The 24,531-nt window shown below is 61.5% G+C and carries 22 protein-coding genes; 10 read left to right on the top strand and 12 right to left on the bottom strand.

What is annotated here, in order from left to right; translation table 11 throughout:
- The first annotated feature begins 15 nt into the window (after positions 1-15).
- The 3 genes from QQK16_RS20320 (at position 16) to QQK16_RS20310 (ending at position 2,516) form a co-directional block, all read left to right on the top strand.
- Complete coding sequence (locus tag QQK16_RS20320; RefSeq protein WP_284198321.1) at positions 16-630, top strand: pyridoxamine 5'-phosphate oxidase family protein; 615 nt, start codon at positions 16-18, stop codon at positions 628-630.
- A gap of 25 nt (positions 631-655) precedes the next feature.
- Positions 656-1,300, top strand: coding sequence for an FMN-binding negative transcriptional regulator (locus QQK16_RS20315; RefSeq protein WP_284198320.1), 645 nt, complete (start codon positions 656-658; stop codon positions 1,298-1,300).
- A gap of 157 nt (positions 1,301-1,457) precedes the next feature.
- Positions 1,458-2,516: a CaiB/BaiF CoA transferase family protein gene (locus QQK16_RS20310; protein WP_284198319.1), complete on the top strand. Its 1,059-nt coding sequence runs from the start codon at positions 1,458-1,460 to the stop codon at positions 2,514-2,516.
- A 95-nt stretch (positions 2,517-2,611) separates the two neighbouring features.
- Here the strand turns inward: QQK16_RS20310 and QQK16_RS20305 are convergent, their stop codons facing one another.
- From QQK16_RS20305 to QQK16_RS20285, 5 genes are all read right to left on the bottom strand, one after another.
- Positions 2,612-4,186: a S8 family serine peptidase gene (locus tag QQK16_RS20305; RefSeq protein ID WP_284198318.1), complete on the bottom strand. Its 1,575-nt coding sequence runs from the start codon at positions 4,184-4,186 to the stop codon at positions 2,612-2,614.
- 421 nt (positions 4,187-4,607) lie between these two features.
- The gene (locus QQK16_RS20300) at positions 4,608-5,339 is read right to left on the bottom strand and encodes a 2OG-Fe(II) oxygenase (protein WP_284198317.1); all 732 of its coding nucleotides are present in this window, start codon (positions 5,337-5,339) and stop codon (positions 4,608-4,610) included.
- Between the two features lie 45 nt (positions 5,340-5,384).
- Complete coding sequence (locus tag QQK16_RS20295; protein WP_284198316.1) at positions 5,385-5,918, bottom strand: glutathione peroxidase; 534 nt, start codon at positions 5,916-5,918, stop codon at positions 5,385-5,387.
- Between the two features lie 89 nt (positions 5,919-6,007).
- Complete coding sequence (locus QQK16_RS20290) at positions 6,008-6,757, bottom strand: IclR family transcriptional regulator (protein WP_284198315.1); 750 nt, start codon at positions 6,755-6,757, stop codon at positions 6,008-6,010.
- Positions 6,754-7,644: a DMT family transporter gene (locus QQK16_RS20285; RefSeq protein ID WP_284198314.1), complete on the bottom strand. Its 891-nt coding sequence runs from the start codon at positions 7,642-7,644 to the stop codon at positions 6,754-6,756. Before QQK16_RS20285 ends, QQK16_RS20290 begins: the two co-directional genes overlap by 4 nt.
- Positions 7,645-7,869: 225 nt before the next feature.
- On the opposite strand from QQK16_RS20285, the gene QQK16_RS20280 reads away from it, so the two are divergent.
- The 7 genes from QQK16_RS20280 (at position 7,870) to siaD (ending at position 15,633) form a co-directional block, all read left to right on the top strand.
- Complete coding sequence (locus tag QQK16_RS20280; protein ID WP_284198313.1) at positions 7,870-9,048, top strand: acyl-CoA dehydrogenase; 1,179 nt, start codon at positions 7,870-7,872, stop codon at positions 9,046-9,048.
- A 132-nt stretch (positions 9,049-9,180) separates the two neighbouring features.
- Positions 9,181-10,323: a CaiB/BaiF CoA transferase family protein gene (locus QQK16_RS20275; protein WP_284198312.1), complete on the top strand. Its 1,143-nt coding sequence runs from the start codon at positions 9,181-9,183 to the stop codon at positions 10,321-10,323.
- 50 nt (positions 10,324-10,373) lie between these two features.
- Positions 10,374-11,723, top strand: coding sequence for a glutamine synthetase family protein (locus QQK16_RS20270; RefSeq protein ID WP_284198311.1), 1,350 nt, complete (start codon positions 10,374-10,376; stop codon positions 11,721-11,723).
- A 155-nt stretch (positions 11,724-11,878) separates the two neighbouring features.
- Positions 11,879-13,864 (top strand): biofilm regulation protein phosphatase SiaA, encoded by a 1,986-nt coding sequence (siaA, locus tag QQK16_RS20265; RefSeq protein ID WP_284198310.1) that lies wholly within the window; start codon positions 11,879-11,881, stop codon positions 13,862-13,864.
- A 23-nt stretch (positions 13,865-13,887) separates the two neighbouring features.
- Positions 13,888-14,433, top strand: a complete 546-nt coding sequence (gene siaB, locus QQK16_RS20260; RefSeq protein ID WP_284198309.1) for a biofilm regulation protein kinase SiaB — start codon at positions 13,888-13,890, stop codon at positions 14,431-14,433.
- A gap of 22 nt (positions 14,434-14,455) precedes the next feature.
- Positions 14,456-14,830, top strand: a complete 375-nt coding sequence (siaC, locus tag QQK16_RS20255; RefSeq protein WP_284198308.1) for a biofilm regulation phosphoprotein SiaC — start codon at positions 14,456-14,458, stop codon at positions 14,828-14,830.
- 14 nt (positions 14,831-14,844) lie between these two features.
- The gene (siaD, locus tag QQK16_RS20250) at positions 14,845-15,633 is read left to right on the top strand and encodes a biofilm regulation diguanylate cyclase SiaD (protein ID WP_284198307.1); all 789 of its coding nucleotides are present in this window, start codon (positions 14,845-14,847) and stop codon (positions 15,631-15,633) included.
- A 241-nt stretch (positions 15,634-15,874) separates the two neighbouring features.
- On the opposite strand, the gene QQK16_RS20245 is transcribed toward siaD, so the two are convergent.
- From QQK16_RS20245 to grpE, 7 genes are all read right to left on the bottom strand, one after another.
- Positions 15,875-16,483: a response regulator transcription factor gene (locus tag QQK16_RS20245; RefSeq protein WP_284198306.1), complete on the bottom strand. Its 609-nt coding sequence runs from the start codon at positions 16,481-16,483 to the stop codon at positions 15,875-15,877.
- A gap of 28 nt (positions 16,484-16,511) precedes the next feature.
- Positions 16,512-17,627: a sensor histidine kinase gene (locus tag QQK16_RS20240; RefSeq protein ID WP_284198305.1), complete on the bottom strand. Its 1,116-nt coding sequence runs from the start codon at positions 17,625-17,627 to the stop codon at positions 16,512-16,514.
- A 57-nt stretch (positions 17,628-17,684) separates the two neighbouring features.
- A complete protein-coding gene (locus QQK16_RS20235; protein WP_284198304.1) occupies positions 17,685-19,502 on the bottom strand; it encodes a CIA30 family protein in 1,818 nt (605 codons plus the stop codon).
- A 179-nt stretch (positions 19,503-19,681) separates the two neighbouring features.
- Entirely contained in the window at positions 19,682-20,221 is a 540-nt protein-coding gene (locus QQK16_RS20230) for an outer membrane beta-barrel protein (RefSeq protein WP_284198303.1), read from the bottom strand.
- A gap of 215 nt (positions 20,222-20,436) precedes the next feature.
- Complete coding sequence (dnaJ, locus tag QQK16_RS20225) at positions 20,437-21,561, bottom strand: molecular chaperone DnaJ (protein WP_284198302.1); 1,125 nt, start codon at positions 21,559-21,561, stop codon at positions 20,437-20,439.
- A gap of 292 nt (positions 21,562-21,853) precedes the next feature.
- Positions 21,854-23,776, bottom strand: coding sequence for a molecular chaperone DnaK (dnaK, locus tag QQK16_RS20220; protein WP_284198301.1), 1,923 nt, complete (start codon positions 23,774-23,776; stop codon positions 21,854-21,856).
- A gap of 139 nt (positions 23,777-23,915) precedes the next feature.
- Entirely contained in the window at positions 23,916-24,479 is a 564-nt protein-coding gene (gene grpE, locus QQK16_RS20215; protein WP_284198300.1) for a nucleotide exchange factor GrpE, read from the bottom strand.
- Positions 24,480-24,531 lie beyond the last annotated feature (52 nt).

The raw sequence follows: 24,531 nt of genomic DNA, 5'->3' as shown, positions 1-24,531 counted from the left end.
GACAAGGATCACGCCATGAGCCACTTCACGCCTACCGACCTGACCCGCGTACGCCGTGTTGCCCAGCGAGCCAACTATGACCAAGCTACCGTGCATGCCATCGTGGACCATGCCTGGATCTGCCACATTGCCTTCAGCCTGGATGGCCAGTCGCACTGCATTCCTACCGCTCACTGGCGGGTGGGTGAGGCCATCCATATCCACGGCAGTAATGGCAGCCGCCTGTTGCGTGCGCTGGCCACCGGCATCCCTGCCTGCGTCTGCATCACCCACCTGGACGGCCTGGTGCTGGCACGCTCGGCATTCAACCACTCCATGAACTATCGCTCCGCAATGGTCTACGGTCGATTTGCACCCCTGACAGCAGCAGAGCGTAGCGCTTCACTGGATGCCTTCATGGACAAGCTGGAACCCGGCCGCCGTGCCCAGGTACGCATGCCCGACGCCAACGAACTGGCCGCCACCACGGTGCTGGCCCTGCCCATCATCGAGGCCGTAGCCAAGATACGGCAAGGGCCGCCTGAAGACGATGAAGCAGATCTGTCGCTGCCGGTTTGGGCCGGAGTGTGGCCACTTGAGACCCGCTTTGGCGAACCCATCACCCACCATGCCAGTGCAGCACTGGCCTGATGCAAACTCTGCAGGGAAGTCCACCATGTACCAACCCAAGCACTTCCGCGAAACACGGGCCGAACCGTTGCAGTTGTTGATCGCCAGCTACCCGCTGGCCACCGTGATCGCCAACCAGGAGTCAGGCCTGGAAATCAACCTGCTGCCCATGTTGCTGGACGCCGCAGCAGGCGAGCACGGCACCTTGCTGGGCCATGTCGCCAGCGGCAACCCGCTGGCGCAACTGGATGGATTCCCGGCCACCGTGCTGTTCCATGGCCCTGACGCCTATATTTCGCCCAACTGGCTTCCCATCAAACAGCAGCATGGCAAAGCCGTACCTACCTGGAACTTTGCCGTGGTACAGGCACGCGGGCGTATTCAAACCTATCGCGACCCCGCCCGTCTCACCGCCCTGCTGACACGCCTGACCGATCGATTCGAGGCCAGCCAACCCTCCCCCTGGCAGGTCAGCGATGCACCGGCCGACTTCCTGGCCCAGATGCACAAGGCCATTGTGGGTATAGACATCGTGCTGGATAGCCTGGAGGGCAAGTTCAAGCTCAGCCAAAACCGATCGCCGGCTGATTTTGCCGGCACCCTGCAAGGCCTGCGCGCCACCGGCAATGCCGGCGATGCCACCCTGGCCGACTGGATGGAGAAAATCGCCCCAGCCCGCAGCACCACGTAGCAAGCACGGTCAACAAAACCTGTGTAGCCCAAATCGCTGCTCGCAAAAACGTTCTGGCGTTGTTGGCAGCCCCCAGCCTCAGCTTGTCTGCACGCAAACCAGCAAATCAACCAAGCACTTGCTATGCTCCACCGCAATAACAAGGGAGACATACCATATGGCCACACCCCTCACCGGCCTGACCGTGCTGGATTTTTCGCCGCTGCTGCCCGGCCCCTTTGCCACCCGCATGCTGGCCGACCTGGGCGCCCAGGTCACCCGCATCGAATCCCCCAACCGACCCGATCTGGTCAGGCATACACCGCCCTTTGTGCAGGGTGTGGCCACGGCCCATGCCTACCTCAATCGGCACAAGCAGAGCCTGAGCCTGGATCTGAAATCGCCCGCCGCGCTGGCTCAGGTGCTGGCGCTGGTCGCCACCGCCGACGTATTGGTCGAGCAATTCCGCCCCGGTGTCATGAGCCGCCTGGGGCTGGGCTATGAGGCGCTGGCCGCAGTAAACCCACGGCTGGTGTACTGCTCCATTACCGGTTATGGCCAGACTGGCCCACTACGGGACCGGGCAGGCCACGATATCAACTACCTTGCCCTTTCGGGCCTTGCCGCAGGCTCGGGCCGCCGAGCCGATGGCCCTCCACCGCTGGGCATACAGGTGGCCGACGTCGCCGGCGGCTCGCTTCATGCCGTGATCGGCATCCTGGCGGCCTTGTACCAGCGCGAACGCGACGGCCTGGGCCAGCATATCGATATCGCCATGACCGACTGTGCCTTTCACCTCAACGCCCTGGCCGCTGCCGGCCAATTGGGGGCGGGAGAGGACACGCCGGCCGAGGCTGGGCTGCTGAACGGTGGCTGCCATTACGACTACTACCGTTGCCGCGATGGCCGCTGGCTGGCCGTGGGCAGCCTGGAACCCGTCTTTCTGCAAGCCTTGTGCCAGGCGCTAGGAGAGCCGGCCTTGCTGGAACAATTCCGCCAGGCACCCGTGGCCGCCAAGCAGACTTTGGCCCAGCATATTGCGGCGCAGGACTTTGCACACTGGCGGGCCGTGTTTGCGGCGGTGGACGCCTGCGTGGAACCCGTGCTGACCCTGCCCGAAGCCCTGGCCAGCGAACTGGCCCAGGCCCGAGGCTGGACCGTGACCGTGGAAACCGAAGCCGGCCCCATCAGGCAACCCGCCATGCCCATACGTTTTTCACGTAGCGACAGGCGATAGGCGCCGGTGTTGAATTGAAAGCGTAGGACGCAAAAAACGGGCAGCCTGCGCTGCCCGTTTCTCCTGTCCCAGTTGCCTGGATAGCCACCTAGGGTTTAGTTACCGCAGCCCTTGTTGTTGATGCGATCGTAAGCTGCCTTGGCTTGTACTAGGCCATGGCCATACTTGTCATCGCGGCCTGGTGCGCCCAGGTCCAGTGCACTCCGCTCGAGCGAGCTACGCACCTTGGCAGCGGTACAGTGGGGGAAGTAGCTCCACACCAAAGCCCCCACGGCCGCCACATGCGGTGTTGCCATGGAAGTACCGCTCATGGTGCTGTAGTTGGTCACCGCCACGCCCACGGTGGTGTTCTGGCCCAGTTGTGCCTTCAAGGCCGCACCATCCACATCGCTGGTCGATACGGAAGGAATAGTGGTAACCGCCCCACCCAGCGTACCGTTGAAGCTACCTGGTGCGTTGTTGTAGATGATGGCGCCAACGCCACCGCTGGTCTCGCAGTTGCCCACTTTCACCGCAAAGCTCACGCTGCCGCGGGCAATCAGGCAGACCTTGCCAGCGACTGCAGCATCGACCTTGTCGCCCAGGCCGAAGTCAGCCAGTGCTGCGGTGGCCGTGATCTTGGGCGAACCGTCGATATCGTTCGCTGCGTAGGCAGTGCCTGCCGCCGACAGGACGGTCTCGCTGCCGGTGCCCATGGGCACGGTCGAGAGCACATCCACACCCGGACCGGCAATGGAGACCTGCTTGTTGTATTGCGAGAAGGGAGCCCACTCCTTGTTCTGGTCCACCGCCGCCACCGACATCACGCTGGGATAGGAGGCCGGGTAGGACAGCGCGGTATTGCCGCTGTTGCCAGCAGCCGCCACCAGCAGGATGCCGCCAACGTGGAGCTTATCGAATGCACGCTCTTCGGAGAGGCTCCGGCCAGCGCCGCCCAGCGACATGGAGATCACATTGGCGCCCATGGTCTTGCACTTGTTGGCGGCCGTAATCAGGGTGGAGGAGTAAGCCCAGCCATCGGCGTCAAATACCTTGACGATATGCAGGCGCAGGCGCTTGTTGGGGTTCACACCCACCACACCCTTGCCGCTGTTGTTGACGGCAGCGATGGTGCCGGCGACATGCGTGCCATGGCCGTTCTCATCGGTGTACCACCAGCGGGTATTGTTGTCGAACTCGCCGGCCACGGTGTTGCCAGTCAGGTCTTCGTGGTCGCGGTTATAGCCGGAATCGATGATGCAGACCTTGCGGTTGCTGGTCAGCGAATCCGCACCGGGCAATAGGTCGGCCTGCACCTGCTTGATACCGTAAGGCACCTGCTGGCCGCTCAGGTAAGGGCTGCCAGTCGACGGTGAGGAGAGTGCCATCGTGCGACGGACCAGGTCTTCCTCGACATATTCCACATTGGGATTGTTGCGCAGCGCGGCAACTGCATTGACAGGCACTTCAACTGCCATGGCGCGCGAGCCGGCAATCTTCAGCTTGACCTGACCACGTGCTGCCAGCACGGCAGTCTCGGCTTGCAGTGCGGCATTCACGCCTGACTTGTAGGCCACGATAACGCGGACATTCTCAGCAGCCGAAGCGCTGGCCATACCGACGACAGCGGTAGCAAGACCCAGGCTGACAGCGCGGCTGAGTCGGGACATCTTGAAACAGGACTTCTCCATACAGCGAATCTCCCCTATTGAGATTTGGATTGAAGCCGGTCGGCACGGCAATCCGCATGGGCCCGGTAGACGGTACCGAAGGCGCTGCGCCTGCAATGATCCTGACTGGCTGGCCATCAAGTGACGGCGAGTTCATGGTGATCGAAGCGCAGCGCAACAAGCAAGCAAAGGGGGCTGTATTTTCTTGCAGGTAAAACTTTAAAGATGGTTTATACCTACCAATTCTGACATAAGGGATAACCCCAATCAGCCAGCAATACCGGTCTTATGCGCCGGTCGGTGTCACGTCGGCGCAAGCTTGGTCAGGAGCTTTTTCGCCTGACGGAAATGCGTTGTGAATTTGTCACAAAAATTGATCAAACTCTGCAAGCACACATCCCATACCCTTGATGGATATAGCCAATTCGGGTAACTGGGCCGATCAACCCTGGCCATAAAGTTGTTCTGCCCGATTGAACAATATCCAGCTGGTCAGTATGTATTTGTCACCGGAGATTGGCGTGCAGCCGCGGTGGGTATGGGTGAAATAGGCCGGCGCAATCACCATGCGGCCGCGGCGCGGCGCAATGGCCTTGTCCTGATAGTAGAACTCGGTCTGCCCGCCCTCGGTCACGTCGTTGAGGTAGAACATGAACAGCAAGGTGCGGTGCAGCGGCTCATTGGCCGGCAGTTGCGGGTAGACCTCGCAATGCCAGTAGTTGTAGTTGCCCTCGCCCGCCCGGTACTTTTGCGCCTGTATCGGCCCCAGGCGGTACAGGCTGCGCATCAACGTATCGGTCTGCCCGGCAGCCAGCTCGGTATAGTTCTCGTGCGTCAGCGCTACCGGCGCCCCCGTGTCCGGATCGGCCAGGGTCAAGGCCACCGGGGCAATCAGGGCAAAATGATATTTGCGGAAATACTCAGCGGCGTAGTGGCTGGTCACTTGGCTGACCTGCTGGAGGAAGCGCTGGTATTGAGGGTGCTGGTTAAGGTGCAGATCGGTACTGTGCTTCTTGCTGATATCCACCCCTGCACCGGTGCGGCCTGCCACCGTATGGGGGCTGGCCTCGAAGGCCTTGATCAGCTCGGCGCAGAACTCGGCACTCAGGGCGTCGTCGTAAATCTCGATAAAGTCGGGCATGGCGTGGGCAGGCATGGGTGGCAGGGCCGCCATGGTAAACAGTTTGCCGCGCTGTCCGCCAATCCGCCCACGCCCTGGCTACTGCAACATGGGCTTGAGCTTGGCCATCACCTCGGCGGCATCGGGCTCGGTACGGGTAGAGAAGGGGTAGACCGTCTTGCCGTCCGGCGCAATCAGGTACTTCTGGAAGTTCCACTTGGGCGCCTGCCCGCTGGCTTGCGCCAATGCCTTGAAGAAAGGGTTGGCCGTTTCACCCGTCACGCTGCTGGCCTCCGCCATGGGAAACTCGATGAAATAGGTGAGCTTGCAGAAATCCGCGATCTGCTTGTTGTCCGCCAGCTCCTGCTTGAAGTCGTTGGAGGGAAAGCCCACCACCGTCAAACCCTGCGCCTTGTACTGCTTATACATGGCCTCGAGCTTCTCGAACTGAGGCGTATAGCCACACTTGCTGGCGGTATTCACCACCAGGATGGGCTTGCCCGCCAAGCTGCACAGATCGAGCGGCTTGCCCTGCAGGGTCTTGAATTCGTGCTTGAGCAAAGCCGGACAATCTGCTGCATACAACGAGGGTACGGCCAGCAGGGCAATGAGTGCGGTGAGTCTACGCAGCATGGTACGGCCTCCACAGTGAACAGTGGCGTGACCATATCCCCGCAACTACCCAAGGTCAATCAACACGCTTTGCTTATATGGCGTATAGCCTAGACAGCAAGCTGCGCTGCCAGCTTGACTACTTGGGGCGCAATCTCCTCGGCCCAGCGTGCGGGCGTCAGCCGGTAGGCAGGGCCGCTGCAATTGATGGCCATGGCCGGTGCGCTGCCGGCGATGGGCACAGCCACCGCATGGATGTCGGGCTCAAACTCACCGTAAGAGGCGCAGAAGCCAGTCTCGCCGTAAGTTGTTTGCGCAACCTGCAGCCGCGCCGCAACCTCGGGCCAGCGAGCGCCGTACTCGTCGGCCAGCAGGCACGCCACCTCCTGCTGCTCCGCCGGCGCCAGCGCCATGTACAGCGCCCTGCCTATGGCGGTGGTCGCCAGCGGCACGGTAGAACCCACCTCCAGCCTGATCCCCACCCTGGTCAGTGCCCGACAGGTTTCGACATAGACCACCCGGGTTCCCTGCCGCACGCCCAGCGTCACGGACAAGCCAGTCTCCTTCGACAGGCGCCGCATGGGCTCGCGCGCGCGTTCTCGCAGGTCCAGCCCCGACAAGGCAGCAAAACCCAGGGTCAGTACAGCTGGCGCCGGGCGATACTTGCCTGATTCGTCCTGGCTCAGGTAACCCAGCTTGCACAGGGTGTAAGTCAGCCGCGAAACCGTCGATTTCGGCAAACCACAACGCTGCGCCAACTCAGTATTACCCAGCGCACGGTCGCCAGCCTGGTAGGCCGCCAGTACATCCAGACCACGCGCCAGCGCGGTGACAAACAATCGGTCCTGATCCTCGTTCACGTCGCTCTACCCTTGGGTTCGATGATCACCAGCGCAATACCGGCAACCAGCAGGCCTGCACCCAGCCAGAACACCAGCGCGGGCACCTCGTTGAAGAACACATAGCCCAATGCCGGGCTGAACAGCAGCAGTGAGAAGCTGCCCGCCTCCACGGCCGAAGCATCGCCCGCGCGGTAGGCATGGAAATACGCCAGATAGATGCCCGAGGCGGACAGGGCAACCAGCGGCAGCAACCACCACAGATCCAACGGCACCGTGGGTAGGCTGAAGCCGGTGAACAGGCCAAAGGTCAGCCAGCAGGCCACCTGGCTCCAGGTCAGCACCGCGATAGCTTTTTCATCAGCCGAGTACTTTTTCAGCACCACCCCCAGCATGGATTCCATGAATGCCCCCAGCAGCGCCACCAGGGCCGCCAGACGGAAAGCATCAACCCCTGGCTGCAGTATCACCAGTACGCCACAGAAACCGACCCCGACACCCAGCCAGCGCAGCACATGTGGCCTCTCTCCCAGTAGCATCACGCCCAGCGGCAGCATGAACAGCGAGCCTGTCATCAGATAAGCGCTCGCCTCGGCCAGTGGCAGATGGGCTACTGCCCAGGCAGCACACCAGGCCGAGGTGACGATGAACAGCGCGCGTATCAGATGCAGGCGCGGATTGCGGGTGGCCATGGCGCGCCCACGCGTCAGGACGGCCAAGGGCAGCAACAGCAGCAGCACCAGGGTGGCCTGCAGAAACAACACCTGCTTGGGGGCCAACCCCTGGCTCATCAACTGTTTGTTGCAGCTATCGAGCACGGCCCAGCACAACATGCCCAGTATCACCAGCAGCACCCCACGGGTATTGCCACTGAGCGCATCCCACCGATTCTTAAGGCTTTTCTGCATCCGTGCTTTCTGATTTCGGCTCGCCGCCCGACTTTACACCCCGCCCGGCAAACGGTATTCTGTTTCGCATGGTGAAATTATGTTCCGCAATGCGGAACAACTCAAGCTTTGCGTGATACGGCCAAGGTGCCGTCGTGGCCGGCGGCCTTCAGGAGCTGCAGCAGGCCTGACAAGACCGCCCCGCCGTATCGGGCAAACCCAGCAACGCAGTAGATGGAGACAGACATGGCCAAGCCGCACTTTCAATGGGACGACGCACTCTTGCTGGACGAACAGCTGACCGACGACGAGCGCATGATTCGCGACGCAGCACGCGATTACTGCCAGGGTCGCTTGCAGCCCCGCGTACTGGAAGCCAACCGGCACGAGCGTTTCGACCGCGAGATCATGACTGAGCTGGGCGAACTGGGTTTCCTGGGTTCCACCATTGAGGGTTACGGCTGCGCCGGCGTCAGCCATGTGGCCTACGGCCTGGTGGCGCGTGAAGTCGAGCGTGTCGATAGCGGCTACCGTTCGGCCATGAGCGTACAAAGCTCGCTGGTGATGTACCCCATCTACGCCTACGGCACCGAGGAACAGAAGCAGAAGTACCTGCCCAAGCTGGCAACCGGCGAATGGGTGGGCTGCTTCGGCCTGACCGAACCCAACCACGGCTCCGACCCCGGCAGCATGATTACCCGCGCCCGCTCGGTTGACGGCGGCTACTCGCTGTCTGGCGCCAAGATGTGGATCACCAACTCGCCCATCGCCGATGTGTTCGTGGTGTGGGCCAAGACTGACGATGGCGAAATTCGTGGCTTCGTGCTGGAAAAGGGCATGAAGGGCCTGTCCGCCCCCAAGATAGAAGGTAAGTTCTCGCTGCGCGCCTCCATCACCGGCGAAATCGTGATGGACGAGGTCTTCGTGCCGGAAGCCAACCTGCTGCCCAATGTGCGTGGCCTCAAGGGCCCGTTCGGTTGCCTCAACAAGGCCCGCTACGGCATAGCCTGGGGCGCCATGGGTGCAGCCGAGTTCTGCTGGCACGCTGCCCGCCAGTACACCCTGGATCGCAAGCAGTTTGGCCGCCCCCTGGCAGCCACCCAGCTGATGCAGCTGAAGCTGGCCAACTTCCAGACCGAGATCACCCTGGGCCTGCAAGCCGCCCTGCGTGTGGGCCGCCTGATGGACGAAGGCCGCGCTGCACCCGAGATGATCTCGCTGATCAAGCGCAACAACTGCGGCAAGGCGCTGGAAATCGCCCGCATCAGCCGTGACATGCACGGCGGCAACGGCATCAGCGACGAGTTCCATGTCATCCGCCATGTGATGAACCTGGAGGCCGTCAATACCTACGAAGGCACCCACGATGTGCACGCCCTGATCCTGGGCCGTGCCCAGACCGGCATCGCCGCTTTCGGCAGCTAAGTCCCCTCCCTCCCCGGCCTGCGCAAGTGCGCCGGGGATCAGTTTGCAATCGCATCTACCCGGTGCGACGCCGGGCAGGCGGGCCTGTTTATACGATAGGTCCGGCCTGCCCTCGTTATATAAAGGGCAGCCATGTCTGCACTACAGCATCTCCGCATCCTCGATCTCTCCCGCGTACTGGCCGGCCCTTGGGCCACCCAGCAACTGGCCGATATGGGCGCCGAGGTCATCAAGATAGAAAAACCAGACGGCGGAGACGACACCCGCGGCTGGGGGCCACCCTTCCTCAAGGACAGCGCGGGTCAGCCTACCCGCGAATCGGCCTATTACCTGTGCGCCAACCGGGGCAAGAAATCCGTCGCCATCGACATGGCCAGCCCGGAGGGCCAGGCCCGACTGCGCGAGCTGGTAAAGGACTGCGATGTGGTGGTGGAGAACTTCAAGGTCGGCGGCCTAAAGAAATATGGCCTGGACTACGACAGCCTGGCTGCCATCAAGCCCGACCTGGTGTACTGCTCCATCACTGGCTTCGGCCAGCAGGGGCCGCGCGCAGACCAGGCTGGCTACGATTTCATGATCCAGGGCCTGGGTGGGCTGATGAGCATCACCGGCGACCCGCAAGGCGAACCACAGAAAGTGGGCGTGGCCGTCACCGACCTGTTCACCGGCATGTATGCCACGGTAGCCATCCTGGCAGCCCTGGCACACCGCGACCGCACCGGCATCGGCCAGCATATCGACCTGGCGCTGTTCGACTGCCAGCTGGCCATGCTGGCCAATGTGGCAAGCAACTATCTGGTCGGCAATGTACAGCCACCCCGCTACGGTAATGCCCACGCCAATATCGTGCCTTACCAGGCGTTTGCCGCCAGCGACGGCCACGTTATCGTCGCCGTGGGAAACGATGGCCAGTTCGGCCGCTTTGCCGAGCTGTGCGGCCATGCCGAGTGGGCGCAAGACGCCCGTTTTGCCACCAACAAGGCACGGGTGGAAAACCGCCAGATACTGGTGCCCCTGATCAGTGACGCCCTGGCTAAACAGCCACGCGGCCACTGGATCAGCGGGATGGAAAGCCTGGGCATACCAGGCGGCCCCATCAACACCATACCCGAGGCACTGGCCGAGCCCCAGGCGCTGGCCCGTGGCGCCGTGGTGGAGATTCCCCATCCAGCAGGCAGCGTCAAGATGGTGGCCAATCCGATCAAATTCTCCAAGACACCGATCTGCTATGACACCCCGCCGCCCACCCTGGGCGAGCACACGGCGTCATATTGAGACTGGGCCGGGGCCACACTGGCCGGCTAGCAAGAAAACAAGGAATACCCATGAGCACAAACGACAAGATCAGTGAATTTCTCGACCAGCATGGCATACGCGAGGTGGAGTGCCTGGTGCCCGACATCAACGGCGTACCGCGTGGCAAGGGACTACCCGCCAAGGCGTTTGCCAGCGGCGCCGAGCTGCGGCTGTGTCGTGCCGTGGCCATACATACGGTAACGGGCGAGTGGGCAGACTACCAGTATTCTGGAGAAGGCGACCCGGACATGAAGCTGGAGCCGGTGCTCGATACCCTCAAGCCCGTGCCCTGGGCCAGCCGCCCCCGTGCGCTGTGCATACACGATTGCGTCGACCTCGATGGCACCCCTACCCCCATCGCCCCCCGCACGGTATTGAAGAATGTGTTGGCACGCTACCAGCAGCATGGCTGGTCGCCCGTGGTTGCGCCCGAGTTGGAGTTTTACCTGCTGGCCGCCGGCAACACCCCAGAGGCGCCGTTCCAGCCTTTTTCCGGCCCGCGCGGTCGGGCCGAGATCGGCAACCAGGGCTTTACCTTGGGCGGCCTGAATGATCTGGCCGCATTCTGGGACGAGGTCTACGCCGCCCTAGAGACGCTGGACGTCCCTGCCGATACCTTTGTGCATGAACTAGGCCCGGCCCAGTACGAAATCAACCTGCTGCACGGCAATGCCCTGCAACTGGCCGACCAGACCCTGCTGTTCAAATACGCGCTGCGCGAGATCGGCTTCAAGCACGGCCTGCAGGTGGTATTCATGGCCAAGCCGCTGGCGGGCGAGCCCGGCAGCTCCATGCATATCCATCAAAGCGTGGTGGATGCCCATGGCAACAATATCTTCAGCGCGGCAGATGGCCAGCCCACCGAGCTGTTCTACCAGTTCATCGCCGGCCAGCAGCAAGGCATACCCGAGCTGATGCCGCTGTTCTGCCCACACGTCAACAGCTACCGCCGCTTTGCCAAGCACATGGCGGCGCCAGTGAACCTGAGCTGGGGCTACGACAACCGCACCGTGGGCATACGTATTCCCCGCTCTGGTGCCGCCGCCCGCCGGGTGGAAAACCGCATTCCCGGCTGCGACGCCAACCCTTATCTGGCACTGGCCGCCAGCCTGGCCTGCGGCCTGCATGGCATCGAACAGCAGCTCAAGCCCACCGCCGAAGCCGAAGGCACGGTCTTTAACCAGGAAGGTGAGACCGGCCCCAGCCTGCCGCGCACGCTGGACAGTGCGCTGGAGCGCATGGGCCAGAGCAAGCTGGCGCGCGAGTGGCTGGGCGCCGAGTTTGTCGACAGCTATATTGCAGTCAAGGAAACCGAAATGGCCAGCTTCTGGCACGAGGTCACGCCTTGGGAGCGTCGCTACTTGGGCAATCTGGTCTGATACGCCCAGACTTGGCTGACTAGGCGCCCCCTGGGGCGCCTTTGTTTTGCGCACGCGCCAAATAATACAATCAGCGCTCGACGTCACGATTGATCGCCGCCGCTTGGCACGGCACAATCAGATCGACGCCCAGATAGGGTAAAACAGGGATCACTATGGCAGCGCTGGGCTTACGTGGTAAATCCTTGCTGGCACTCGTGCTGGCCTGTCTCATCGCTCTGATACCTGCCGTGTTGATCGGCTGGCAGCTGGTCGACAATATCCGCAACCACTTCGGGCTGGCCTATGCCCGCAATTTCACCCAGCTGAACCAGCAGAAGATACTCGCCCCCATCTCACGTGAACTGGCGCTGTCCATGCGCCTTGCTGATTCCGAAGTCACCCGCCAATGGCTGCAGGACGAGACCAATCCTGCCAAGTCCGCCCTGTTCTTCCGAGAGGCCGAGGGCTACCGACGGGATTTTCGTGATCACTCCTATTTCGTGATCAGCAATAGCAGTCGCCGCTACTTTCTAAACGAGGCCGGAAAGCCCGCCAGTACCGAGCCGCGCTACACCCTGGACCCTGCCGACAGCAACGACGCCTGGTTCTTCAATACCATGCGCAGCACAGCGCCCTACAACATCAATATCAACCACGACCATAAACTCAAGGTCACCCGGGTTTGGTTCAACGTGGTGGTGAGCGTCGGCGACCGCAAGCTGGGCCTGGCGGGTACAGGCCTGGACCTGAGCAATTTCCTGCGCGACTTTATCGTCAGCGGTGAGAAGGGCGTCACGCCCATGATTCTGGACAGGCACGGTGCCATCCAGGCCCATCCCGATGAGACGCTGATCGCCTTCAATTCCGGCACCCAGCAAAACGCTGGCGGCAGCACCCTGTTCCGCCTGCTGAAGCCCGATGACGAGAACGCGGTCCGCCAGACCATGCAGGCCGCCGAGGCAATGCCTAATGGCGTACATACCACCTGGATCAGCCTAGGGGGCAAGCAGCAATTGCTAGCCATAGCCTATCTGCCCGAGCTGCAATGGCATGTCGCCACGGCTGTCGATCTGCATACCGCGAAAGTGCTGGATGCTGGCTGGCTGGCACCTGCCGCGATTGCCCTGGGCATGCTGCTGGTGGCCCTGCTGCTGGGCTTTGGCTACGCCGCCGAGCATCTGGTGCTCAAGCCCTTGCGGCGCCTGCATCAATCCGCCCGCGCCATTGCAGCGGGCGAGTACGACGTCGCCCTACCGCATGGCAGCCAGGACGAGATCGGCGAACTGAGCCGTGCTTTCGGCATCATGGCCGACAAGGTACGCAGCCATACCACCGAGCTGGAGAGCCGGGTGCGTGAGCGCACCCAGGCACTGGAGCGGGCCAACCGCGAAATGGTGGCCGCCCACAAGAAGATAGACGACTCCATCGACTACGCCAGCCTGATACAGCGCGCCATCCTGCCCAACCGGCAGCTGGTGAGTGCCTTGGGTGAACGCCATGCCGTGCTATGGCGCCCGCGTGATGTGGTGGGCGGTGATTTCTATGTCTACCGCGCCGCCGACGACGCCTGCCTGTTCGGTGTGGTCGACTGCGCCGGCCACGGCGTACCTGGGGCCTTGATGACCATGCTGGGCCACGCCGCCTTAGACCAGGCCATACTGGACGTAGGCCTGGATGACCCTGCCGGCATACTGAGCCGGGCCGACCAGATCATCCGCAGCATGCTACGGGACGAGCCAGAGCGGCAGGCCCTGGCCACCAATATGGATGTCGGCCTCGCCTATGTGGATCTGAAGCAGCGGCAGGTGACTTTTGCCGGCGCCAAGATTGCGCTCTATTTCAGCGATGGCGATGTGGTTGACGAGCTGCCTGGCGCCCGGCGTGCCATCGGTGACAAGCGGGTAGGCCATTACAGTAACGAGCATGTGCCCCTGCTGCCTGGCCGCACCTTCTACCTGAGCACCGACGGCTTTCTGGACCAGGCCGGCGGCGAGCTGGGGTTTGGCTTTGGTACCAGCCGTTTTGCCGAGATGCTGGCACGCCATGCCCGCCTGCCGCTGGCGGAGCAGGGCGAAGCATTCGCTGCTACCCTGGCAGCCTATCAAGGTGAGCACGCCCAACGCGACGACATCACCATGCTGTGTTTCCGTTTTGACTGATTCCGCTACCTGACCCTGGAGCCATGATGGAACCATTCGATCTCTTCAGCATGCGGGAGGCTTACAACCGGCAGCAGATCATGCTCTGCTTCAACGGCCCCATCTCGCGCAGCCTGATCGAAGAAATAGGCAACGCATTGCGCAACTACCTGGAAGCCGACCACGCACACCCTTCCGCCGCGATGGATGTCTTCTCCGTCTATATCGAGATGACGCAAAACATCCGCCATTACGCCGCCCAGAAAGGCTGGCAGGAGCAGGAAGCAGCCGCCACGGTGGTCATAGCCCGTGATGAGGCTGGCCGTTACGTGGTATCAGCTGGCAATATGGTGGACGCTGCCGACGGCGCCGGCTTGCTGGCTAAGGTGGAGTCACTCGCTGGACTGGACAAGGCCCAGCTCAAGGCCATCTACAAGGAACAGCTGCGCAAGCCGCGTGATGGCAGCGCAAGCACTGGCGCAGGCCTGGGACTGATTGACATCGCCCGCAAGGCAAGCGAGCCGCTGCTCGCATCCATGCGGCCATTGAACCAGGACCGGGCGTTCATCAGCCTGCGCGCCGTTATCTGAATACCCAGCAAGAGCCAAGACCATGAGTGATTTTTCCATCCCCCGCAGCCAGTCCACTCCCGCCATACAGGGCAAATGGAGCGAGGGTGTGTTGTCCATGCAGGGTGACTCCTACCCGGAGAACTCCTACGAGCTGTTCCACCAAGTATTCGAATGGGTAGAGCGGTTCCTACAGGATGCCGGCCGCCCCTTGACGCTGGAACTGCACCTGCTCTACCTCAATACCAGCAGCATAAAAGCCATGATGGATATCTTCGACCTGCTGGAAGCGGCCCACCATGCCGGCCAGCCAGTCGCAGTAAACTGGCATTACGACAAGCGTAACGAGCGGGTAGCCGACCTGGCTGAGGAGTTCAAAGAGGACTGTACCTTCCCCTTTGCCATAGTAGGATTCTAAGGCGGCCACATCCGATGACACCCGATCAACGCGATCTGGACGAACTGGTCAAACGCCTGCTGGCCGACCCTGCCAACAGCGACCACCCCATGCACTATGCGCTTAGCCAGCTATGGTTGGCGCATCGCGAGCTGCTCAACCGCATAGAACGCATCACCCACGTCTCCGACGCCTACCAGAGCATCGCTCGGGAGCGTGAGATGAGCCTGGCTGAACGCTTCGATAAGCAGCTGCGGCAACTGGAGAAAGTCGCCCGCATCTCCGACCGCTACCAGCAGATGATGCGCGAACTCAATATTGCGCTGGAAGAAGCTTCCACCCACGATGTGCTGACCTCCCTGGCCAACCGCCGCCTGCTGATGGAAAGGCTCAAGGCCGAGACGGAGCGCGCGGGCCGCCTGCAGCACGACTTCTGCGTCGCTATGGTGGATATCGACCACTTCAAGCAGGTCAACGACCAGCATGGCCATGACACCGGCGACCGGGTACTGATCGAGATTGCCCGCGTCATGCAGGCCGAAGTACGCGAGTACGATCTTTGTGGACGATGGGGGGGCGAGGAATTTCTGATCCTTCTGCCAGAGCTTGATCTGGCTTCCGCCCAGGTGGTGGTGGAGCGCGTGCGCCTGGGCATACGCAATCTGGCCATTCGCCAGGGCACCGAGGCACTCACCATTACCGTCAGCGCCGGCCTGGCTGCTCACTTGCCGGGCGAGAGCTATTCCGACACCATCAACCGCGCCGATGCCGCCCTGCTGCGCGCCAAACAGCATGGTCGCGACTGCCTGGTGCTTGCCAGTTAGCGCGCCAGCGTAGCGACCGTTTTACAGGTTTTTCAGGATCATCCCAGCGGGTCGGCACAAGGCGGCAGGCATCATCTACACACCGTGCAAGGTGGACTTCCGTTGTAGCGGCGAGGCGGTGATGGATTCCATCAGGCGTGAACCCAAGGTATCAGGCTGCGCAGGCATCCCGTGCCTTGGCTGCCCTGTCGCCGGCCCCATCACTCAGCACCCAGCGATGGCTTGAGCCCAGGGCAGGCTCTCAGAGCCACCCCTTATCCCGCGCCAATCTTGCAGCCTCTACCCGGTTGGCCGCACCCAGTTTGCCTATGGCCTCGGACAGATAGTTGCGCACTGTCCCCTCGGACAGATGGATCAAGCCCGCAATCTCGGACGACGATTTACCCTCACCAGCCCAGCGCAGCACCTGCCGCTCGCGGTCGGTCAGCGGGTCATCCCCATCCCAGCCAGCCAAGGCCAGTTCGGGGTCTATCGCCCTGCCACCGCTCGCCACACGCCGTATGGCCGATGCTAGTTGCTCGCTGGGCGCATCCTTCAGCAGATAGCCACCCACGCCAGCAGCCATGGCCCTGCGCAGATAACCAGCCCGGCCAAAGGTGGTCACAATCACCACCCGGGTAGGCAGCTGCAGGGCTTTTACCTGCTGCGCCAGTTCCAAGCCTGTCATCAGCGGCATCTCGATATCCGTCAGCAAGATATCAGGTCGTAGCGTTTCGACCAGCGCCAGCGCAGCGCGGCCATCGCCTGCTTCAGCAATCACCGCCAGGTCGGGCTCCAGCCCCAGCAGCGCCGCCAACGCGCCGCGTACCAGCGCCTGATCTTCAGCCAATACGATACGCAGCTTGCTCACACCCTCTCCCAACTTGTCTCTCACACCATCAACTGGCCGTGGCAAGCGGCACACTGGCACGCAAGCACGTACCAGGCTGCAGCATTGACCAATCCAGTTGCCCCCCCACCGCCACCAGTCGCTCGCGCATACCGGCCAGGCCATTACCAGGCACGATATCGTGCTGGCCTCGGCCGTCGTCCTCTACCTGCAGCACCAGCTGGCTAGCGTTGATTGACACCGCTATCCTAGCCTTGCTGGCACCGGCATGGCGCACAATATTGGTACTGGCTTCCAGCACGGCCTGCGCCAATGCATGCTCGCTGGCAGGGCTAAGACTGGGCAGGCTGGCAATGGCCAGCTCGGTCTTGAGACCAGCCGCACGCAACATGGTGTCCGCCGCCTGTGTTGCATCCAGCAAACCCACGCTGCGCAGGCCGACGATGGCCTGTCGCACCTCGGAGAGTGCCGAACGGGCCACCTCTGCCACCTCCTGCATCTCACTACTGGCCCGTGCCGGTTCCGTCGCCACCAGCTTGTGCGATAGCTCTGCCTTAATGGCGATGAGGCTAAGGGTATGGCCCAGCAGATCATGCAGGTCACGTGCGATACGCTCGCGCTCCGCCAACTGCGCCAGCCGCTCTATCTCCTCGTCCTTCTGCGCGATGGTCCGGCGTGAAGCACGGCCGGCGCGCGCGCCCAGGGTACCAAACCCCACCCCCAGCAGAATGGCTGAGAGCACGCCATAATAGGCGCCGCCCATATCGTGCCAGCTGAGGTAGGCAAACGACGCCACCGTCGTGATGACAATCATGGCAGCCGCCTCCCGCATGCTTGCCCTGATGGCTGGGAAACCGGCATAGATGAACAAGGTATGGGCAAACGGGTTGTAGGGAAACAGCGCCACCCCGATGAGGAAAATCAGCGCACTACAGAGCCACAGCCGCGGGCCGGTGGCGTAGAAGCTCCCGAAGTGCAGCGGCAGGAACGCCGCTATCGCCAGGGCCGTCGCCAGCCAGCCCTCACTCTGCATGCGCTGTAGCGGCAGGAATAGAAAGACAAGGTAGATCAGGTTGAACCAGGGGCCGTCGTAGAAGCTTTCGTCCTCCCCCTGGTCTGCCTGGATCGCACCATCTTGCCTGCACTGCAATGGATTCATCTTCATATGCGTCTCCTTGAGCCTCCGACCAGACGGCACCGACCACAGCCGGCGCCGTCAGCTTCAGTTCGGAATCAAACCTACATCAGCCAGCTCGAACTGGAATGGGCCAGTGCGCATGGCCGCAACCAGCCCTAGCCAGGTTGTGGTCTTGGGATCAAAGCCCTTGAGGCTGGCCCACTCCAGTTTCACCTCGCGCCATTCGGGCTCCGCCTTGAAGGTGGCGGCAGCGGGCTGGTAGCCACCGGCTTGCCAGAAGGCCTGCAGTGCATAGGTCGCACCATCGCCTCGCACCTTGAAGCGTATGCCCTTGGCGGCGGACAGATCAGTCGGCGCAAAGGGCTGCTTGCCGGGATTGAACGCCACGCCCGCCCAGGGATAGGCAAAGCCGGGTTTCAGCTCACCGTCCAGCTTGAGGCTGACCTGGCCCGAGGGTCCGGCACCCGCACTAAGCACCACCTGCGATTTGCCACTCATCACGCTATCGACGTTCTGCTGCCAGCTGCCGAAGGGCGCTGCCATTACCAGTTTGCCAGCATCGCTGCTGAACAATCCCAGCTTGCCATCCGCCGGCAAGACCGTCTGCGGCCTCGCAGCAGCCTTCGCCGCAGCCTGCTGCAGTGCCAACTGGCGCGCCTGCCGCAGTGGGCTGACAGCCACGCCCGCCTTCCAGATTTCAACAATATTGCGGGTAGCGCGGATATCCATGCTGGGGTCGCCCTTTACCAGCAACAGATTGGCCTTCATTCCCTTGGCAATGCGACCGCTGTCATGCAGGCCGAAGGCCTTGGCGGGCACCGAGGTCGCGGCCGCCAGGGCTTCGCTGGCGCTCAGCCCTGCCTGGGTCAGCAGTTCCAGTTCACGATGCAGGCTGGCGCCATGCAGGGTCCCTGGGTTACCCGCATCCGTACCAGCCAGAATAGGCACACCGGCTGCCTTGAGCTTGCCCAGGCTGGCGCGCATCAGGGCATCGAGACGCGCACTGCGGTCAACTGGCCGCATCACCTGCTTCAAGACGCCTTGCTGGCCAGCATCCAGCATGTCGGCAATGGCGGCTTGCGCCAGCAGGCCGGTGCCGCCAGCACGGCCATAAACGCTTTCATTCACCGCGTAGGTAGGAATGATGAATATCTTCTTCTGCTTGGCCAGCTGCACAAAGGCATCGTCCACCTCGCTATCGGTAAACTGGTGCACAAGGCCGTCTGCGCCTGCTGCCACTGCATCTTTGGCGGCAGCCTGGGTGGACACATGCACCACGGCCAGTTTGCCGCGTCGATGGGTGGCCTTGATCGCCGCCGTCAGGGTGGCCAGGTCCAAGGTCGTGAAGTTGACGCCATAGTGCTTACCGTCGTCGTAGACCAGCTTGATAAAGTCCGAACCTTCAGCCAGCCGCGCGTCGATAAACGCATCGGCATCTTCCGGCCGGTTCAGCGTGGGGATGGTGAAGCCGTACTCAGTCCCATGGCCGCCTGGCGTCGTCACCAACGTGCCTGCAGTATAGAGGTCGGCCTGATCCAACAGCTTGCCAGCCGCCATGCGCGCCTTGATGTCGCGTGCCATATCCAGCGGCATGAACATATCCAGCTGGGTGGTGACCCCCAGCAACAGCGGCAGCTCATGGTTGGCATAGGCATGCACATGGCTGTCCACCAAACCAGGGAGCAGGGTACAGCCGTCGCAGCGCACCTCGGTGGCGCCATCTGGGGTAGCCCCCCTGAAATCCGCATCGGCAATCTTGCCGTCTGCCAGCAGCACATGCCGTGCTGGCAGACGCTGGGTGCCGTCGAACACGGCCACATCGCGTATCAATACCGGTCCAGCCGCCAGGGCTGTGCCAGACAATGCCAGGACACTGGCGATGACAAGGGGGAAAGCAGACATCTGTGACTCCTCTTTGTAGGCAACGTCACCATTATTCGGCCGCCACCTTGCCTGTCCCAGTGTCCCCTGTCACGACTTGTAGCTGACAAATGTCACATCCGGCAGCCCGCCGTGCGCTGCATGCAACAGGCGTAAAAAAAGCACCCGCAGGTGCTTTTCCTAACCGAAGCGACTACCTATCAGAAGCGGTAGTCTGCACCGAAGGTGAGGGTCGAGATAGCCACGTCGTCCATCTTGGCGTAGCGGATGTATTCGCTGCGCAGGCCGACATTCTGGGTGACCGAGTAACGAACACCAAAACCCAGCATGCCCCTGTTCTTGCTTTCCGATTCCACTTCGATAGTCGAACCGTCCACTATCGAGTTCTTGGCTTTGACATGCACCACACCCACGCGGCCAAACAGCGCGAACTTATCGGACAGCGGGAAGGAACCGACTGCCGATGCTTCCACAGCGCTCAACTTGTGCTTAACGCCCCAGTTACCGTATTGCTGATTGAACTTGCTCAGACTGCGATAGCTCAGCTCTGCTGCAATATGGTCATTGAATTGATAGCCACCAGACAGCGCCCAGCTGTCGTCATAGCGATGGCCACCGATCATGTCGTCGGAGACTTCCAGCTTGGTGCGGCCCATGTCAGCCCCCACATAGAAGCCATTGGCGAAGGCTGGCGCAGCCAGAGCGGCGGACAGTGCGATCAGGGTAAATTGTTTCTTCATAGTTATGCCTCTTTTTTGCATAGGTATAGGTAGGTGCCTGACGAGTACCAGCATCTTCGCCATTGCGTAGACCTAGCCCCGTCGGGGGCGGCGATTCTATCGCGCTGCAACAAATAGTCAAACGAGGCCGGCCTGTGGTTGCCCTTGGTGGCTCGCAGAAAAGCAGATAGCCGCAATCTGCGGCTATCTGTGGGCAGTGAACGCTGGCAGGCAGATCAGTTGGAGAAGAAATCCTTCACCTTGTCCATCCAGGAGTTGGCTCGTGGATTGTGCTTGGCGTCGTCCTCCAGGCTGATGTTCTCGAACTCGCGCAGCAGCTCGCGCTGTCGTTCGGTCAGCTTGACCGGCGTCTCCACCACCACATGGCACATCAAATCGCCGGTAATGGCGCTACGCACGCCCTTGATACCCTTGCCGCGCAGGCGGAAGACCGCGCCAGTCTGGGTCTCCGCTGGTATCTTGAGCTTGACCGCACCATCCAGCGTGGGTATCTCGATCTCGCCGCCCAGCGCGGCAGTCGCAAAGCTGATCGGCATTTCGCAATGCAGATCGTTGCCTTCACGCTCGAACACGCCGTGCGCCTTGAGGTGAATAACCACATACAGGTCGCCCGGTGGGCCGCCATTGACGCCAGGCTCACCCTCGCCGCTCAGGCGGATACGGTCGCCCTCATCCAGACCGGCCTGTATCTTCACGTTCAGGGTCTTGTAGGTCTTGACCCGTCCCTGACCATTACAGGCACGGCATGGATCGGGTATGACCTTGCCACTGCCGTGACAGGTGGGGCAGGTCTGCTGCAGGCTGAAGAAACCCTGCTGCACCCGAACCTGCCCATGACCGCCGCAAGTACCGCAGGTCTTGGCCTGTGTGCCGGGCTTGGCGCCGGAACCATGACAGGTATCGCATTCCTCGTGCGAAGGAATCTTGATCTTGGTCTCGGTGCCGCGCGCGGCCTCCTCGAGGCTGATTTCAAGGTTGTAACGCAAGTCAGAACCGCGATACACATTGGATCGGCCACCACGGCCGCCGCCACCGAAGATATCGCCAAAGATGTCGCCAAAGGCATCGGCAAAGCCGCCGCCGCCAAAGCCACCACCACCCATGCCGGCCTGCGGGTCTACCCCGGCGTGGCCATACTGGTCATAGGCAGCCCGCTTCTGGCCGTCGGACAGTATCTCGTAAGCCTCCTTGGCCTCCTTGAACTTGTCTTCAGCATCCTTGCTGTCGGGATTGCGATCTGGGTGGTACTTCATCGCCAGCTTGCGATAGGACTTCTTGATGTCCTCATCGCTGGCGTCCCGGTTGACACCCAGAATCTCGTAAAAGTCTTTTTTTGCCATGATCAGATTTGCATAACGTGAAGTGTGAAACTAAAACAGCCAGAAATCCGGCTGCTCTGCGGCTGACAGTACCCGGCGCACCCAGGACAGCGCTACGCCTCTTCGGCACTTTGCCGTGTCCACCAGCCCAGATTATCGGGCGGTGGGACACGGCAGCATGCCCTATCCAGAAGGTAAGGCCAACTGCACCCCACCCGGAAAAGTACCAGCGGTAGCCTGGTTCAGGCCAAGCGTCGGCAAACCACTGCCAGCCCCTGGCCCAGCACCCTCGCCGGTCTCTTCCACTTCACGCTTACTGCTTGTCGTCCTTCACTTCGGTGAACTCGGCATCCACCACATTGCTGTCGTCCTTCTTGGCCTCGCCAGCCGGTGCTTCGGCACCTTCTGCGCCTTGCTGGGCGGCGTACATCTTCTCGGCCAGCTTGTGCGAGGCGCTCATCAGCGCTTCGGACTTGGCATCAATGGCGGCCTTGTCATCACCCTTCACGACGCCTTCGGCTTCGGTCAGGGCGGTTTCGATGGCGGCCTTCTCATCGGCGGCAATCTTGTCACCGAATTCGCCCAACGATTTCTTCACCGAGTGGATCAGGCTTTCCAGCTGGTTGCGTGCACCCACCAGTTCGGTCAGCTTCTTGTCTTCTTCGGCGTTGGCTTCGGCGTCCTTCACCATGCGCTGAATTTCTTCTTCGCTCAGGCCGGAATTGGCCTTGATGGTGATGTTATTGGCCTTGCCGGTCGCCTTGTCCTTGGCCGACACATGCAGAATGCCGTTGGCGTCGATGTTGAACTCCACCTCGATCTGCGGCACACCACGGGCAGCGCTGGGGATACCCTCCAGATTGAACTGGCCCAGCGACTTGTTGGCAGCCGCCTTCTCGCGCTCGCCCTGCAGCACGTGAATGGTCACAGCGCTCTGATTGTCATCGGCGGTAGAGAACACCTGCGACGCCTTGGTCGGGATGGTAGTGTTCTTCTGGATCAGCTTGGTCATCACGCCGCCCAGAGTTTCGATACCCAGGCTCAGCGGGCTCACATCCAGCAGCAGCACGTCCTTGCGGTCGCCCGACAGCACCGAACCCTGGATGGCTGCACCCACAGCAACGGCTTCGTCCGGGTTCACATCGCGGCGGGCTTCCTTGCCGAAGAATTCCTTCACCTTGTCGATGACCTTGGGCATACGGGTCTGACCGCCAACCAGGATCACGTCATCAATGTCGGTCACCTTAAGGCCGGCATCCTTCAGCGCAATACGACAAGGTTCGATCGAACGCTCGACCAGATCTTCCACCAGGCTCTCGAACTTGGCGCGGCTGATCTTCATGGCCAAGTGCTTGGGGCCGGTGGCGTCCATGGTCACATAGGGCAGGTTGATCTCGGTCTGGCTGGTCGACGACAGTTCGATCTTGGCCTTTTCGGCAGCTTCCTTCAGGCGTTGCAGCGCCATCACGTCGTTCTTCAGATCGATGCCTTGTTCCTTCTTGAACTCGGTCACGATGTAGTCGATCAGGCGCTGGTCAAAGTCTTCGCCACCCAGGAAGGTATCGCCATTGGTCGCCAGCACTTCGAACTGCTTGTCGCCGTCCACATCGGCAATCTCGATGATGGAGATATCAAAAGTACCGCCACCCAGGTCATAGACTGCAATCTTGGTGTCGCCCTTTTCCTTCTTGTCCAGGCCGAAAGCCAGCGCAGCAGCGGTAGGCTCGTTGATGATGCGCTTCACTTCCAGGCCGGCAATGCGGCCGGCATCCTTGGTGGCCTGGCGCTGGCTGTCATTGAAGTAGGCCGGCACGGTAATCACGGCCTCGGTCACTTCCTCGCCCAGATAATCTTCGGCGGTCTTCTTCATCTTGCGCAGCACTTCAGCGCTGATCTGCGGCGGCGCCATCTTCTTGCCCTTCACCTCCACCCAGGCATCGCCGTTGTCGGCGCGCGAGATGGTGTAAGGCATCAGGTCGATGTCCTTCTGCACTTCCTTCTCTTCAAACTTGCGGCCGATCAGGCGCTTCACGGCATACAGCGTGTTGCGGGGGTTGGTCACCGCCTGCCGCTTGGCCGGAGCGCCAACCAGAATTTCGTCGTCATTGGTGTAGCCGATGATGGACGGCGTGGTGCGAGCACCCTCTGCGTTTTCGATTACCTTGACGTTGCCACCTTCCAGCACGGCCACGCAGGAGTTGGTGGTGCCCAGGTCAATACCGATGATCTTGCCCATTTTGTAGTCCTCTCAATAACTTGCCGGCTTGGCCGGCTGGAATTTGTATAACCTTGTTAGCTAAGTGGGGATGGTGCAGCAGGTTTCAAGTGAGATTGTCTGCACACCGGCACATGGCCAGTCCTTCCCGACTCAGGCCTTACTCGGCCTTGGCCTTGGCGACCACCACCATGGCGGGCCGCAGGATGCGATCGGCAATCACGTAGCCCTTTTGCATCACGCTCACCACGGTATTGGCTTCCTGCTCGGCCTCCACGGCACTCATGGCCTGGTGCTTGTGCGGATCCAATTTGTCACCGGCCTGCGGGTCGATTTCCTTGACCTGGAACTTGTCGAACGCACCGCTGAGGTTGCGCAGCGTCATGTCCACGCCCATCTTGATGTTCTCTATGCTGGAGTTGTCCTTCAGCGCCATCTCCAGGCAGTCCTTCACGATCAGCAGTTCGCTGGCGAACTTGCCTACCGAGTACTTATGCGCGGCGGCCACATCTTCCTGGGCACGGCGGCGGATATTTTCGGTCTCTGCCTTGCCATACAGCAGTGCAGTCTGCAGTTCAGCCACCTTGGCCTCCAGCGCTGCCACCTGGGCCTCCAGGCTCTCGGCAGCGACGGGCTCTTCGCGCTCAAGCGCTGCAGCATCCTGCTCAAACGCCTGATCCTGCTGGCTTTCGATGGGGTTTTCGGTCTGGTTTTCCTGTTGCATAGTGCTATCTCCTGAAGCGATAGCCCACAAGATGAGGATGGTTATTGGGATT

This window comes from Chitinimonas prasina (assembly GCF_030160395.1).
Lineage (GTDB): Bacteria > Pseudomonadota > Gammaproteobacteria > Burkholderiales > Chitinimonadaceae > Chitinimonas > Chitinimonas prasina.
This window is presented reverse-complemented; position numbering and strand designations above follow the sequence as displayed.